Origin of the sequence: Enterococcus sp. DIV0358, assembly GCF_051713465.1 — a bacterium.
In the GTDB taxonomy this organism is placed as follows: Bacteria; Bacillota; Bacilli; order Lactobacillales; family Enterococcaceae; genus Enterococcus; species Enterococcus faecalis.
In genome coordinates this window covers 2,281,501-2,296,932 of the sequence record NZ_JBIOPX010000001.1, presented here as the reverse complement: position 1 = coordinate 2,296,932, position 15,432 = coordinate 2,281,501, and the positions used below count along the sequence as shown (strand labels likewise).

Here is a 15,432-nt window from a genome sequence, read left to right as displayed (position 1 = left end):
AATGAAAAAAAGTCAAGCTGTTCAATTAATTCAGGAACTTTCAAATGCTAATGGTGTTTCAGGTTTTGAAACAGAAGTCGTTAGAATCCTTCAACACGCAACTGCAGATTTTACTATTCAACGGCTAGATGCCATTAAAAATTTATATCTTGAGAAGAAAAATAATCTAAGTGAAGGTCCAGTAGTGCTTTTTGATGCTCATAGTGACGAAGTGGGTTTTATGATTCAAGCAATTAAAGAAAACGGCTTGTTGCGTTTTCTTCCGTTAGGTGGCTGGGTCCCTAATACGATTTCTGCACAAAAAGTTCGGATTCGCAACCGGGAAGGTACCTATCTGCCAGGCGTAGTTACTAGTCGACCTCCTCATTTTATGACACCAGAGGAACGTCAGCGGCCGTTAACCATTGCTGATTTGACGATCGACATTGGTGCTACCTCAAAAGAAGAAGTAATTGAAACGTACAAAATCGATCTTGGTGCACCGGTCATTCCAGATGTGACGTGCTGTTACAACGAACAGACAGATCTTTTTTTAGGAAAAGCTTTTGATTGTCGCATTGGCTGTGCTTGCTTAGTGGATGTCATGGAGGAGTTGAAAGAAGAGACACTTCCATTCAAGTTAGTTGCGACAGTAACTGCACAAGAAGAAGTTGGCGAAAGAGGAGCACTTATTGCCGCAAAGCAAGTCAATCCTGATTTAGCTATTGTTTTCGAAGGCTGCCCGGCTGATGATACGGCAGAAACGCCAGAGATGATTCAATCAGCAATGGGAAAAGGACCGATGTTACGTTATTTTGATGTTTCTATGATTACGAATCCGGAATTTCAAGAGTATGCACTAGAGATTGCTAAAATAAACAAAATTCCTGTTCAAGTTTCTGTTCGAAGTGGTGGTGGAACCAATGGCATGGCGATTACACAAGTTCAAGGAGCCCCGACGATTGTTGTAGGAATTCCTGTCCGTTACGCTCACACACCCCATTGCTATGTGGACTTTCAAGATTACCAAGCGGCGAAAGAATTAGTCATTCAATTAATCAAAAATTTAGACGCCGACAAAATTCAAGCACTGGTTCAGCCATTGTCAAAGGAGTGGAACAAATGAAGATTTATGTGTCATGCGATATTGAAGGATTAGCAGGTATTGCGACATTTGATATGGAAAAAGAAGACACCGTTTTATTTCGAGAATTATATCACCAACATGTGGCTTGGTTGATTGAAGGGATTCAAAAGAGTGCCAAAAATGAACAAATTACAGAAATTACTATTGCCGATTCGCATAGCCGTGGATTGAATTTAGCTTATGCGCGCTTGGCAGAAATGGATGAACGAATTTCCTTAGTGAGCGGCTTTCCTCGCATGGATTATATGATGAGTGGCTTGGATAGTAGCTATGATGTGGTCTTTTTCTTAGGTTATCATGCCGGTATTGGCAAACAAAAAGGGAATATGGATCATGGGTATAGCGCTAGTGTTGCTTATGATTTAAAAATAAACGACTTAGCGATGAATGAAACGACAATTAATGCAGCTTACGCTAGCGAATTAGGTGTCCCTGTTGGTTTAATTATCGGTGAATCAGGCTTAGAGGAACAACTTTTTCAAGAAAAAATGATGCCCGAAGTTCCCTTTGTTTCCACCAAAGAATCTCTGGGACGTTATGCAATCAAAAATAGACCCATGCAACAAGTTCGGGAAGCTATCGTAGCAACTACAAGTCAGGTGTTAACTTCCTTTGCGTTGTCTGAATTACCCCGATATGCCTTGCAAACACCAGCAACTGTAAAATTGCAATGCGTGACGACAGCACAAGCAGATCGTATTGAAATGTTACCAATGATTAAACGCATTGATGGTAGAACTGTTTCATTTGTAGGTGAAACGATGAAAGATGTCATGAATGGAATTGTCGCTGTGGTTGGTTTAGGCGGAACAAGTTATTAAAGAAGAAGCTTACGGAAAAAACGAGTGGACGTTTTTTTCTGTAAGCTTCTTGCTATAGTTATTTCTATTTTTGTTTCTCTAGAATTTCTTTGCTTAAACGTTGTGCAGTTGGTGTCACCGCAAGACCGCCTTCAGCGGTTTCCTTGAAAATTTGTGGCATTTGGCGACCCACTTGGTACATTGCGTGGATGACTTCATCTGGTGGAATGACACTTCGAATCCCCGCTAAAGCCATGTCAGCTGAGATGAAGGCTTGAGAAGAACCTAATGCATTTCGCTTCACGCAAGGGACTTCAACAAGTCCCGCAACAGGATCACAAATGAGGCCCATCATATTTTTTATCGTAATGGCCACAGCTTGAGCAGATTGATCAGGCGTACCGCCAGAAGCCGCAACTAAAGCGGCACTGGCCATTGCACTAGCAGAACCGACTTCAGCTTGACAACCACCTTCGGCACCGCTGATTGAGGCATTATTGGCAATCACTAAGCCAAAAGCCCCAGCTGTAAATAGAAAATCCAATTGTTGCTGATGCGTTAACTTTAAGCGATCAATAACTGCCAACAAGACGCCAGAAACTACTCCGGCACTGCCTGCGGTTGGTGTAGCACAAATCAAGCCCATTTTCGCATTAACTTCATTAACAGCAATCGCATTTCGCACGGCTTGTAAAATGGTCTCACCGCTTAAAAAGTTGCCTGAATGTATGTAATCATTTAAGCGGGTTGCATCGCCACCAGTTAGCCCTGTTACTGAGGTAACACCAGCGATTCCTTCAGCGACGGATTGTTTCATAACGGCTAGATTTTTTTCCATTGTTTCAATAATTCGTTCACGAGAATACCCGCCATGAGCCATTTCTGTTGCAATCATTAATTCGCTCACAGAAGGGTAATCTTTCGCTTGAGCTACCAAATCTTCAATTGAATAAAACATCGTATTACTCCTTTACGTTCATTTAGTCAAAATAGTTAACGCTATATATATGAGGGATTTCAGCTAATTGCATGACAATGTCACCGACTTCGGCTTGATCAACTTCAATAATCATAATCGCTTTTTCCCCTTTAGATTCTCGGGTAACGGTCATTGTACTAATATTGATATCGCTAGCTGAAAGGATGTTGGTCACCTTAGCAATCATGCCAGGAACATCTTGATGGACAACGATAAATGTTGGCGTGCCCATACTTAAAGACAATTTGAAGCCATTTAATTCAGAAATTTGAATGTTTCCACCACCAATTGAAATTCCTGTCACAGATAGTTTTCGGTCGCCAGAAGAAACCACAATTTTAACGGAATTAGGATGGTCTGCTTTTTCACTTTTAGGAATAAAACAAACTTCCATTCCTTGTTCATAAGCAATTTCCAAAGAATTGGCTAGTTGCTCATCATCTGGTTCCATACCTAAAAGGCCGCCAACTAAGGCGATATCTGTTCCGTGACCACGATAAGTTTTAGCAAAAGACTCATATAAATAAATGTCAACGCTATCAGGTTGCTGTCCAAAAATACTCCGAACCACTTTTCCAATTCTTGCCGCTCCAGCTGTATGAGAACTGCTTGGACCAATCATAACGGGTCCGATAATATCAAAAACACTATTAAAGCGTAACTCTTCCATTTCAGCACCTTCTTCATTAGAATATGTTTTCATTGGAAGTCTAACACAAAAAATGGCGGGGAACTAGGCAATCGCTTGTGTTTTAGCGAATAATTTAAATTTTTATTAGAATGAAAGCAAGGGGCCTTCGTTGACAAATCAGTGAAGAGATGCTAAATTCTAGATAATAAAAGACGAAAAGAGGGATTCGTGCGTTGAAAATTTAAGTTAATTTTTTAGAGAAACTGTATAACTTTGCCTGAATATAACGGGTGGAGTGTGCGGATTTTCGGAAATTAGCTTAAAGAATTCAGCCACGGGTCTTTTTGTATACCTTGGATTGATGCCGCTGATTTCCGTAAAGCTGCATCAATTTTGCTTTATGGAGGTATATTTATGTCGAAAATTGAACTAAAACAACTATCTTTTGCCTATGATAATCAAGAAGCGTTGCTTTTTGATCAGGCAAATATCACGATGGATACCAATTGGAAATTAGGATTGATTGGCCGCAATGGCCGTGGGAAAACAACCTTATTAAGATTGTTACAAAAGCAGTTGGATTACCAAGGAGAGATTCTTCATCAAGTCGATTTCGTATATTTTCCACAAACAGTTGCAGAAGAACAACAGCTCACTTATTATGTCTTACAAGAGGTGACTTCTTTTGAACAGTGGGAATTAGAACGAGAATTAACGCTTTTAAACGTTGATCCTGAAGTTTTATGGCGGCCCTTTTCTTCTTTATCAGGCGGCGAAAAGACGAAAGTTTTATTAGGTATTCTTTTTATTGAAGAAAATGCCTTTCCTTTAATTGACGAGCCAACAAATCACTTAGATCTAGCTGGCAGACAACAAGTGGCTGAATATTTGAAGAAAAAGAAACACGGGTTTATTTTAGTCAGCCACGATCGGGCATTTGTTGATGAAGTGGTTGATCATATTTTGGCGATTGAAAAAAGTCAATTGACGCTGTATCAAGGGAATTTTTCTATTTATGAAGAGCAAAAAAAATTAAGAGATGCTTTTGAACTAGCAGAAAATGAAAAAATCAAAAAAGAAGTCAATCGCTTGAAAGAAACCGCTCGTAAAAAAGCGGAATGGTCGATGAACCGTGAAGGTGATAAGTACGGCAACGCTAAGGAAAAAGGAAGCGGGGCGATTTTTGATACAGGAGCCATTGGTGCCCGGGCAGCGCGCGTAATGAAGCGCTCAAAACACATTCAACAACGTGCCGAAACACAATTAGCAGAAAAAGAAAAACTATTAAAAGATCTTGAGTATATTGATCCTTTGTCAATGGATTATCAGCCAACGCATCACAAAACATTATTGACGGTGGAAGAGCTTCGTCTAGGCTACGAGAAAAATTGGCTATTTGCGCCAATTTCTTTTTCAATAAACGCGGGAGAAATTGTTGGAATAACAGGAAAAAATGGCTCAGGAAAATCGAGCTTGATTCAGTATTTGTTGGGGGATTTTTCTGGAGATTCAGAAGGCGAAGCCACTTTGGCTCACCAATTAACCATTTCTTATGTGCGCCAAGATTATGAAGACAATCAAGGAACTTTATCCGAATTTGCAGAGAAAAATCAGTTAGATTACACTCAATTTTTAAATAACTTACGAAAACTTGGGATGGAGCGCGCCGTTTTCACTAATCGAATTGAACAAATGAGTATGGGGCAACGGAAAAAAGTCGAAGTAGCCAAATCATTGTCTCAATCAGCTGAACTTTATATTTGGGATGAACCCCTTAATTACTTGGATGTATTTAATCATCAACAATTAGAAGCGCTAATCTTATCTGTGAAGCCTGCAATGCTAGTGATTGAGCATGATGCACATTTCATGAAGAAAATAACAGATAAAAAAATTGTCTTGAAATCATAAAAACATCTTGAAAAAGTAAAGGGAATCCTGTATAATAACAGGGTATGTTTTAAATGTACGTTGAGTGGGAGGGGAAATCTCAACCCCATTAACCACGCACGAGAACTTAAGGAGGTATTTTCGTGGCTAAAAAAGTAGAAAAAATCGTTAAATTACAAATTCCTGCGGGGAAAGCAACACCAGCTCCACCAGTAGGTCCAGCGTTAGGTCAAGCAGGTATCAACATCATGGGATTCACTAAAGAATTCAATGCTCGTACAGCTGACCAAGCAGGCTTGATTATTCCAGTAGTAATCTCTGTATATGAAGATCGTTCATTTACATTCATTACTAAAACACCACCTGCTGCAGTCTTATTGAAAAAAGCTGCAAAAATCGAAAAAGGTTCAGGTGAACCAAACAAAACTAAAGTTGCAACAGTTTCAAGCGATCAAGTGAAAGAAATCGCTGAACTTAAAATGGCAGACCTAAACGCCGCTGACGTTGAAGCAGCAATGCGCATGGTTGCAGGAACTGCACGAAGCATGGGTATCATCGTAGAATAATTTTTATTCCACACTTACTCAAAGAAGTAGCTTCTCAGTTCGTTTCATATTTAAAGATATGAAAGACGTGGGAGGTACAACCGTTATAACCACAATCAAGGAGGAAACAAAATGGCTAAAAAGAGCAAAAAAATGCAAGAAGCATTGAAAAAAGTTGATGCTACAAAAGCTTACTCAGTTGAAGAAGCAGTAGCTTTAGCAAAAGATACAAACATCGCGAAATTTGACGCAACAGTTGAAGTTGCTTACAAATTGAACGTTGACCCTAAAAAAGCAGATCAACAAATCCGTGGAGCAGTTGTGCTTCCAAACGGAACTGGTAAAACACAAACTGTTTTAGTATTCGCTAAAGGCGAAAAAGCTAAAGAAGCTGAAGCTGCTGGTGCAGATTTCGTAGGCGACGACGACATGGTTGCAAAAATCCAAGGTGGATGGTTCGACTTTGACGTAGTTGTTGCGACTCCTGACATGATGGCTACAGTTGGTAAATTAGGCCGTGTCTTAGGACCAAAAGGTTTAATGCCAAACCCTAAAACTGGTACTGTAACAATGGACGTTACAAAAGCTGTTGAAGAAGTTAAAGCTGGTAAAGTAACTTACCGCGTTGACAAAGCTGGTAACATCCACGTACCAATCGGTAAAGTTTCATTTGATAACGAAAAATTGGTTGAAAACTTCAACACAATTAACGACGTATTATTGAAAGCTAAACCATCAACTGCTAAAGGTCAATACATCAAAAACATTTCAGTAACAACAACATTTGGACCTGGAATCCACGTTGACCAAGCTTCTTTCTAATTTGAAAGAAAATAATTAAAAAATTCTTGACTCACTCACTTACCCTATGGTAAAGTGAGTGAGGTTAATAATTAACTGTACCGAAGACAGTAGGTGACGCAAGTCTTAATTTCCTACCGAGGACAATTGTTGAGTTATATACAATTCAGTCCCTCTATGTCTACGGTGGCATGGAGTTTTGTTGTTTTACACGACTTTTTGAAAAAAAACGATGTAAAACAATACTTGGCGAGCGAAGTGAGCGAAGTTTCATTTGATTCTTCTACTTTACATATCGTAAACCAAGTCCAACTCCACCATCAAAATCAGGAGGTGAAATAAATGAGTGAAGCAGCAATCGCTAAAAAAGAAACCCTAGTTCAAGCAGCCGCTGAGAAATTTGAATCAGCAGCATCAGTTGTAATCGTGGACTACCGTGGTTTAACAGTTGAAGAAGTCACTAACTTACGTAAACAATTACGTGATGCAGGCGTAGAAATGAAAGTCATCAAAAACTCAATCCTTTCTCGTGCAGCTAAAAAAGTTGGTTTAGACGGCTTAGACGAAGTCTTTACAGGCCCAACTGCTGTCGCATTCAGCAACGACGATGTAGTAGCACCAGCTAAAATCATCGACGAATTTGCTAAAGATGCAAAAGCATTAGAAATCAAAGGTGGCGTCATCGAAGGAAAAGTTTCTTCAGTGGAACAAATTACTGCGTTGGCAAAACTACCAAACCGCGAAGGTTTACTATCTATGCTATTATCTGTATTACAAGCGCCAGTCCGCAACGTGGCTTACGCTGTCAAAGCAGTGGCAGAGAAAAACGAAGAAGTTGCTTAATTGCAGTCTAATTCAAACCAATAAAAAACAAACAATTTTAATTTAAATGGAGGAAATTCAAAATGGCATTAAACATTGAAAACATCGTTGCTGAGTTAGAAACAGCAACTATCTTAGAACTAAGCGAATTAGTTAAAGCTATCGAAGAAAAATTTGACGTATCAGCAGCAGCTCCTGTAGCAGTAGCTGGACCAGCAGCAGGTGGAGCAGCAGAAGAACAAACTGAATTCACTGTTGAATTAACAGCAGCTGGCGATCAAAAAGTTAAAGTTATCAAAGCAGTTCGTGAAGCAACTGGCTTAGGCTTGAAAGAAGCTAAAGCTGTAGTTGATGGCGCTCCTGCACCAGTTAAAGAAGCTGTTTCTAAAGAAGAAGCAGAAGCTTTAAAAGCTGCTTTAGAAGAAGTTGGCGCTTCAGTAACAGTAAAATAATTCATTCAACTTTTGAATGTTCGAGAACCCTTGTGTGGCAAGGGTTCTTTTTTTATAGCAAACGGTAGTTGTCTTTTGCTAAAACAACTACCGCTAGTAAAATATCTATAAAATTTAATTGTCTACTTTGACAAATTAACAACAATACAATCATCTACCACTCGGATAGAATCTTTGCTAGGCCAGACATTCATTTCCGCTTGTAAAGCTTTGTGTTTTTCAAAATCTTCTGGGGTAGGATCATTAAAATTTAATCCAAATGTTTTCATATAGAGCAAAGTATTTAAACTAGTATGCACCGAGTTAGGCATGAATTCAAATAATGAGACACCGTTTGTTTCACCTTTTATATTTGAAACATTCTGAGGAGAACGATTTCTATACATTAAAAGTTTATAGGATTCTGGATTCTCAATTTCCATTGAATAAATATTATTTGTAATCATTTCCGCAGTACGTAAATCTTCTTCCGCTGTTAGATACTCAGAATATTCTAGGTTGGTTGTTTCCCGAACTTGAATAAAAGTAAAGAGAATTACTATACCAATTAATAAATGTTTAAGCACAAAGTTGTATCCCCAATAAATCATAATAAAGATGAGTAATAACGCTAAAACAGCAGGGAAGTTAGGTACTTCACCTCTAATTGCTGGACGTTTTCCACCTAAAATTGTAAACATGAGTGGAGTGATTAGAATACCTAACAAGGTAATAAAGATGAAGAAAACATTTTTGCGTTTCAGATAGGACATATTAATTAATACAATGACCAGTAAAAGAATACATATCAAAAACAGCGGTGTAAAAAAAGTGTCTCCGACTGGAGGGAAGAATAGTTCTTTGGCGTAATCTTTAATATCGTTGATAGAATCTATCAAGGGGCGTTTACCCCAAAGAATCATATTATCTAGATAGGAGCTTTCAACGTTTAAAACTTTTTTCGCTAACACCGTCATTAGTTGAGATAGAACGAGAGATGAAATAGCTAGTAGAATAAAATGACCAATTTTGAAGGCATAGTCTTTAAAAGAAATTTTAAGGTCATTCAACTGAGCAAAATACAATGTCATTAAAATCTTGAATAAAATTAAGGTACACGCAAATACAAAGAATGATTGGTACATAGTAAGTGTAAATGTCAGCAACAAAAAGCCGAATAATTTAAAAATTTTATTGGGAATATGGTAAATAGCAATGAGAGAAAGTATAACCAAACAGATACCTAATGAAAATTCAAAATTTTGTAGGACGAAGTAAAATTGTTCGCTAAATAATTGACTGGTTGGAAAAATACTTGGGATAATATATAAATACTTTTTGTTATAAATCTGCTTAGTTGAAAGATCAACATAATAGCACAACAAGATAGTGGCGATAGCAAAGAAAATAATAGCTAACAAATTTAAAAAATAAACATTTACATAGTTGTATGTTAAAAGCTTTAAAGCTACTAATCCTGGTCTACCAATCGAAACCCAATGTTTTAAGTAGCCTCTGTAGTTAGTCATTAAGTGCATAGTATCAATAGCGTAAGTATTGTTAAATAGTTTAATACCATAAGTAGCAAAGACAATTAAAAAGCTGTAGATGGCTAAACCTTTGTTTTCTTTAATAAAATGTTTCATTTTTCTCTCCAATATTGTTTATTTGCTAAAACTTGTAAATTATTTATTGATTTTGATTAGTCTATATATCACACTCCCACCTATAATAAAACCCTAATTAATTATAAAATAGATAAATTATAAGAACTACCTAAATTTGAAAATTATTAAATAAATCGTTTTTTTCTTTAACTACAGATAAGCAACAATTTATTTTAAGTCAAAAACTGTTGACGATATTGTCGAGGTGTCATCTCTTTTTTCTGGAAGAAAAATTTTGAAAAATAAGAAGGTGAAGAAAAACCTGCTTCAAAACTGATTTCCGTGATGGTTAGGGAGCTTTTTCTTAACAGAGAACAGGCTTTTTGCAATTTTAAGTTTTGTACATAAATACTAGGATTTGTTTGTTCATAACGCTGAAACAGCTTAAATAAATAGCTACGATCAATGTTATACTCAGAAGCTAATTGACTAATTGAAAGATTGTTTGAAAAATTTTCGTGAATAGCCATTTTAATTTGGTTAAATAATTGTTGGCTTTGATTTTCGTGCTGTGTAACGGAATGATGCTCTAGATAATTCAACAATTGAAAGCTTTCACTTAAACTGCCAAAATGATTATGTTTCTTCGCTTCTTGGTAAATATTTTTAAATAAACTTTCTAATTTCTTATCAACAGTTCCTTTTAAAATACAATTTTCGGTAGTCAGGCCTATTTTTTCTAAATACTGAGACGAAAGATCTCCAACAAAACCGACCCAATGATAGGTCCAAGGATTTTGCCGATTAGGATAATAAATATTGCGACAATTAGCTGGAATCATAAACAAATCGCCAGCGGTAATGTGTTGTTTTTCCATAAAGGGTGTTGAAAAATAACCTTCACCATCGCTACAATAATGCAAAACCCAATAATTAATGGGGGCAAACTCAGTTGGTTTTGTCGGGCGGCATTTTTCATAGCCAGCTTCATAAAGATGAAATTCTTGGCTAATAGGTTGATCATTAATCAGGATGCTGACATTATTTGTAAAAACATTTTGCATGCTATCACCTCTTTATAAGAGTATGTAAAGGCTTTCTAAAAGTCAACATCTTTACAAGAAATAGGCAACATTTTTTATTTTTAAAAAACTGTAAGCGTTTTACAATGTGTGAGTACTAATTAATTTGATAAAGAGAGGATGTAGTAAAATGGCAACACATTCACGGGAACGATTAGGTTCTGTCGCATTGATGCTCATGACTTTTTCAGCGGTTTTTGCCTTTCCCAGCATTGTTAACAACAGTATTCAGATTGGCCTAGCAACTATTCCAGGCTATTTATTCGGCTCTATTTTTTACTTTTTACCATTTATTCTAATGATTGCAGAATTTGCTTCTGCTAATTCTGAAAATGAATCAGGTGTTCACAGTTGGTTGGAATCTGTGTTAGGACCTAAATGGGCATTTTTAGGCGCTTGGTCATATTTCTTTGTCAACTTGTTTTTCTTCTGTTCATTACTACCGAATACATTGATTTATGGTTCATACGCTTTTTTAGGTCAAAACGTTTTTCAAGGAAACCATAGTACTAAAATAATTGCAGTGATTTCTATTCTGTTATTTTGGTTAATGACATGGGTTTGTATTAAAGGGGTTTCGTGGATTTCGAAAGTGACTAGCTTAGCGGGTGGTGCTCGTTTATTTATGGGCGTGGCTTTTGTGGTTTTAGCCTTTGTCGTCGTGTTTGGTTTTGGCAATGAGCCAGCACAAGAATTTACCACGACGTCAATTATGCCAACTTTTAATTGGACTTTTTTCATGACGATGGCGTGGATTTTACAAGCTGTTGGCGGTGGTGAAAGTATCGGTGTATATATTAAGGATGTTAAAGGCGGCAATAAAACGTTTGTCCGCACGATGATTGGTGCAACGATTGCGGTCGGTATCATGTATATTCTTGGTGCCGTTGCTGTAGGTTTGGTAGTGCCAACGGACGTCTTAAAAGGAAATTTTTCAAATGGTATTTTTGATATCTTTAAAATTTTAGGTACGTATTTCCATATTCCCGCAGCAATGATGGTGCGCTTAGTAGGAATTATCTTATTTGTCGGAAGTCTTGGTTCTTTGGCTCTGTGGACAGCAGCACCAGTTAAAGTATTTTTCTCAGAAATTCCTGATGGGGTCTTCGGTAAGTGGCTAGTGAAAACCAACGAAGAGGGAAATCCAACCAATGCTTTGTTAGTTCAAGGAATTATTGTGACGATTTTAGTTGCCATTCCAGCACTAGGAATTGGAAATATAGATAGCTTTTTAGAAACGTTAATTAATATGACAGCTTCTACGTCATTAGTGCCTGTCTTGTTCTTGTTAATCGCCTATATTGGGCTTCGTTGGAAAAAAGAAACAATGCCGAGAAGTTTCCGCTTTGGTAATCGAACCTTTGGCTTAATTGCGGGGATTTTCTTATTAGCCATTTTTATCTTTGTATTCTTTATGTCAACTGTGCCGGATCCAAAATTAATCATGGAAGAAATCAATGGCACATTACCGAAAGGAACCGCTAGTCCACTGGGAATGTTGGCGTATAACATCATTGGGTTAATTGTCTTTATGGGCTTTGCTTGGATTTGTTGGAAACGGTATGAAACAAAAGAAAAAAATGAAGTTGGTAAAGGAGAAATGGATTATGAAGACTTGGGAAAATTATAAAGTAGATAGTATTAATCGGTTGCCTGGACGAGCACACTTTTCGAGCTTTCCCTCGAAAGAAACAGCGTTATTAAATGAAAATAAATATACACAAGCATACAAAAATTTAAACGGACGCTGGCATTTTTTCTTTTTAGAAGCGCCAGAATACAGCCCAGAAAACTTTTTTGCGACGGACTTTGATACAAGCCAAATGGATCAAATCACTGTTCCTGGAAATTGGCAAGTCCAAGGATATGGCAAAATGCATTACTCTGATTTATGGTACAATTTTCCCATTAATCCGCCGTATGTACCAACGGAAAACCCAACAGGTATTTACAAACGGACATTTGCTATAGATGAAACATTTCACGATAAAAAAATCATTTTACGTTTTTGTGGCGTAGATTCAGCTTATCATGTTTGGGTGAACGGCCATGAAGTTGGCTACAGTAAAGGTGCACGAAATGAAGCAGAATTTGACATTACGCATTACGCTAAAATTGGTGAAACAAATGATTTAACGGTGCGAGTCTATCAATGGTCAGATGGTACGTATTTAGAGGATCAAGATATGTGGTGGTTAAGTGGTATTTTTCGTGATGTTGAATTACTCGGTGTACCAGAAAATGGGCTGGAAGATTTCTTTATTATTTCCGATTTAGATGATTCGTATCAAAATGGCCACTTGGCAATTACGGGTAAATTTTGGCAAGACAAAGGACAACAAGTTCAATTGGAGTTGATGGATCAGCAGGGAAAAACGGTTCTTAAAGAGACTGTCGCAGGAAATCAAGGTACGGTTGAATTTTCAGCAAGTTTGCCGTCTGTCACTGCTTGGTCAGCGGAGAAACCATACTTGTATCAGCTATTTATCACTGTTTTTTCTGAAGGGGAAGTCGTCGAAGTTATTCCGCAAAAAGTTGGTTTCAGAAATATTCATGTATCTGGTGAGACTTTCTTAGTCAACGGTGTGGCCATTAAACTAAAAGGAATGAATCGTCATGATTATAATCCGAAAAATGGTCGAGTGGTTAGTCGTGAAGAAATTGAAAAAGATATTCGTTTAATGAAACAATTTAATATTAATGCCATTCGAACCAGTCATTATCCAGCATCTGCTTATTTCTATGATTTATGCGATGAATATGGAATGTATGTGATTGATGAAACTGATTTGGAATGTCACGGCTTTGAATTAACCGGAGAATATGATTGGATTAGCAACGATCCAGAATGGGAAACGGCTTATGTTTCTCGGATGGTACGGATGGTTCAACGGGATAAAAACCATCCATCAATTCTCTTTTGGTCGTTAGGAAATGAATCTGCGTTTGGTCATAACTTTATTGAAATGGCCCGTATTGCCAAAGAAATGGATCCAACACGTTTAATTCATTATGAAGGTGATTTTGAGACAGAGGTCGCGGATGTCTATTCTACAATGTATACGTGGTTGGAACACCCAACTAGAGAATTACTGATGAATACGATTATTGAAAATTCAAAAAAACCGCATATTTTATGTGAATATTGTCATGCGATGGGAAATGGCCCTGGGAATTTAAAAGAATACCAAGAGCTATTTTATGCTCATGATAAATTACAAGGTGGCTTTATTTGGGAATGGTTTGACCATGGCATTGAATCGGTAACAGATAACGGTGAAGTTTATTATCGTTATGGCGGCGATTTCGGCGATGATCCAAGTAACAAAGATTTTTGTATTGATGGGATGTTGATGCCTGACCGTACGCCATCTCCTAGCTTGTATGAATACAAAAAAGTCATTGAACCCATTACAACTAGTGCTATTGACGTTCTGTCGGGTGAATTCTCATTATTGAGTCGGTTTGACTTTGAAAACTTGGCTATCTTTAAGCTGGTTTATACAATTACTGAAGATCAAACAGTGATTCAATCAGGGACAGTAGCAGTGCCAGCAATTGCTGCTAGAGAAGAAGGAAGACTGCACTTACCTTATCATTTAGATTTTCCTAAAAAGGCAGGAGCCGCCTATTATTTAACTCTTTCATATCAATTGAAAGAAACGACCGCCTATGCATCTGCTGGTCATGAATTAGCTACCGCACAGTTTGAATTGCCAATTGCAACACCAGGGATTGAGATCACACCAGTTGGCTCGCTGATGGCAAAGGAGATTGGCCCTCATTTATACATTGAAGGACCAAACTTTTCAATTAATTTTGATAAAGTGAAGGGCGCCTTAACGAATGTGACACGAGATGGTAAAAAATTATTGCATAAAGGGCCGAGATTTACATTTTGGCGGGCACCAATCAGTAATGATATGGAAATTATTGATGAAATGAAGAAAAAATATTTCTTACATTTAGAGCATGAAATTGTCCGTTCTTTTGAGTGGAAAAAAGTTGATGATTTTATCCAAGTCATCGTAAAAACAATTAACGGAACGACTAACAGTGCTTGGCATTATCAATGTACCTATCAGTATTTAATTGCACCAAATGGCGAAATTTTCTTCGACTTAAAAGGTAGTCCTGCTGGTAAAATTGAAAATGCGCCAGATATGTTACCACGTTTGGGTGTGACTCTCCATTTAGACAAGTCTCTATCAGAAGTAAAATATTTCGGTAAAGGGCCGAGAGAAAACTATGTAGATTCACAAGAAGCTGGTTTACTTGGCGTTTATGATGCTACAGTGGCGGAGATGTTCACTAATTATGTTGTTCCACAAGCCAATGGTAACCACATGGCGACTAAATGGTCCGCATTCACGGATGATCGCGGCCAAGGAGTAGTAGCAACAGCGGCTGATTCATATAATTTTAGTGTTTCTTATTTTGAAGAACAAGCGCTAGATGTTGCTAAGCATACCAATGAATTACAAGAAAGTGAGTATGTTGTTTTAAATATCGATTACAAACAAAACGCCCTAGGTAGCTACTCTTGTGGCCAGTGGCAATTAGAAAAATACCGGACTACGTTTGAAGAATTCCAATTGGCATTCCGCTTAACACCTTTTAATAATAAAGAGATTCAAGCAGCGGATGTCGCACATGAACGAGTAAAACGACCAACGATTTCTTAAATAAAAGCTCAGAACAGTGCACTTCGGTCTCCT

Annotated in this window: 13 protein-coding genes and 1 other annotated feature; of the genes, 9 read left to right on the top strand and 4 right to left on the bottom strand. The window is 37.6% G+C overall.

Annotation, left to right across the window (positions count from 1 at the left end; translation table 11 throughout):
• The first annotated feature begins 1 nt into the window (after nt 1).
• Both IGK70_RS11070 and IGK70_RS11065 read left to right on the top strand, forming a co-directional pair.
• Complete coding sequence (locus IGK70_RS11070; RefSeq protein ID WP_002374067.1) at nt 2-1,105, top strand: M42 family metallopeptidase; 1,104 nt, start codon at nt 2-4, stop codon at nt 1,103-1,105.
• Nucleotides 1,102-1,947, top strand: a complete 846-nt coding sequence (locus IGK70_RS11065) for a M55 family metallopeptidase (protein ID WP_002365054.1) — start codon at nt 1,102-1,104, stop codon at nt 1,945-1,947. The genes IGK70_RS11070 and IGK70_RS11065 overlap by 4 nt, the downstream gene beginning before the upstream one ends.
• 64 nt (nt 1,948-2,011) lie before the next feature.
• Here the strand turns inward: IGK70_RS11065 and sdaAA are convergent, their stop codons facing one another.
• Nucleotides 2,012-2,884: an L-serine ammonia-lyase, iron-sulfur-dependent, subunit alpha gene (gene sdaAA / locus IGK70_RS11060; RefSeq protein ID WP_002362308.1), complete on the bottom strand. Its 873-nt coding sequence runs from the start codon at nt 2,882-2,884 to the stop codon at nt 2,012-2,014.
• Nucleotides 2,885-2,906: 22 nt separating this feature from the next.
• Entirely contained in the window at nt 2,907-3,575 is a 669-nt protein-coding gene (gene sdaAB, locus IGK70_RS11055) for an L-serine ammonia-lyase, iron-sulfur-dependent subunit beta (protein ID WP_002414070.1), read from the bottom strand.
• Nucleotides 3,576-3,950: 375 nt separating this feature from the next.
• Here sdaAB and lsa(A) point away from each other — a divergent pair, with 375 nt between their 5' ends.
• The 5 genes from lsa(A) to rplL all read left to right on the top strand — a co-directional run bounded on the left by lsa(A) (nt 3,951) and on the right by rplL (nt 8,046).
• The gene (lsa(A), locus tag IGK70_RS11050; protein ID WP_220421696.1) at nt 3,951-5,447 is read left to right on the top strand and encodes an ABC-F type ribosomal protection protein Lsa(A); all 1,497 of its coding nucleotides are present in this window, start codon (nt 3,951-3,953) and stop codon (nt 5,445-5,447) included.
• Between the two features lie 122 nt (nt 5,448-5,569).
• Complete coding sequence (rplK, locus tag IGK70_RS11045; protein WP_002356424.1) at nt 5,570-5,992, top strand: 50S ribosomal protein L11; 423 nt, start codon at nt 5,570-5,572, stop codon at nt 5,990-5,992.
• Between the two features lie 111 nt (nt 5,993-6,103).
• Nucleotides 6,104-6,793, top strand: a complete 690-nt coding sequence (gene rplA / locus IGK70_RS11040; protein ID WP_002356425.1) for a 50S ribosomal protein L1 — start codon at nt 6,104-6,106, stop codon at nt 6,791-6,793.
• 62 nt (nt 6,794-6,855) lie between these two features.
• Nucleotides 6,856-6,985: a sequence feature (ribosomal protein L10 leader region), on the top strand.
• A gap of 129 nt (nt 6,986-7,114) precedes the next feature.
• Nucleotides 7,115-7,615: a 50S ribosomal protein L10 gene (gene rplJ / locus IGK70_RS11035; RefSeq protein WP_002356426.1), complete on the top strand. Its 501-nt coding sequence runs from the start codon at nt 7,115-7,117 to the stop codon at nt 7,613-7,615.
• Between the two features lie 62 nt (nt 7,616-7,677).
• The gene (rplL, locus tag IGK70_RS11030) at nt 7,678-8,046 is read left to right on the top strand and encodes a 50S ribosomal protein L7/L12 (RefSeq protein ID WP_002356427.1); all 369 of its coding nucleotides are present in this window, start codon (nt 7,678-7,680) and stop codon (nt 8,044-8,046) included.
• 122 nt (nt 8,047-8,168) lie between these two features.
• On the opposite strand, the gene IGK70_RS11025 is transcribed toward rplL, so the two are convergent.
• Together IGK70_RS11025 and IGK70_RS11020 are read right to left on the bottom strand one after the other, a co-directional pair.
• On the bottom strand, nt 8,169-9,671 hold the full coding sequence (locus IGK70_RS11025) for a glucosyltransferase domain-containing protein (RefSeq protein WP_438775256.1): 1,503 nt from the start codon (nt 9,669-9,671) through the stop codon (nt 8,169-8,171).
• A gap of 194 nt (nt 9,672-9,865) precedes the next feature.
• Nucleotides 9,866-10,696, bottom strand: a complete 831-nt coding sequence (locus tag IGK70_RS11020; RefSeq protein WP_002356429.1) for an AraC family transcriptional regulator — start codon at nt 10,694-10,696, stop codon at nt 9,866-9,868.
• 148 nt (nt 10,697-10,844) lie between these two features.
• Here IGK70_RS11020 and IGK70_RS11015 point away from each other — a divergent pair, with 148 nt between their 5' ends.
• The gene (locus IGK70_RS11015; RefSeq protein ID WP_002381422.1) at nt 10,845-12,344 is read left to right on the top strand and encodes an amino acid permease; all 1,500 of its coding nucleotides are present in this window, start codon (nt 10,845-10,847) and stop codon (nt 12,342-12,344) included.
• The gene (gene ebgA / locus IGK70_RS11010; RefSeq protein WP_162783028.1) at nt 12,277-15,399 is read left to right on the top strand and encodes a beta-galactosidase subunit alpha; all 3,123 of its coding nucleotides are present in this window, start codon (nt 12,277-12,279) and stop codon (nt 15,397-15,399) included. Before IGK70_RS11015 ends, ebgA begins: the two co-directional genes overlap by 68 nt.
• Nucleotides 15,400-15,432: the final 33 nt, after the last annotated feature.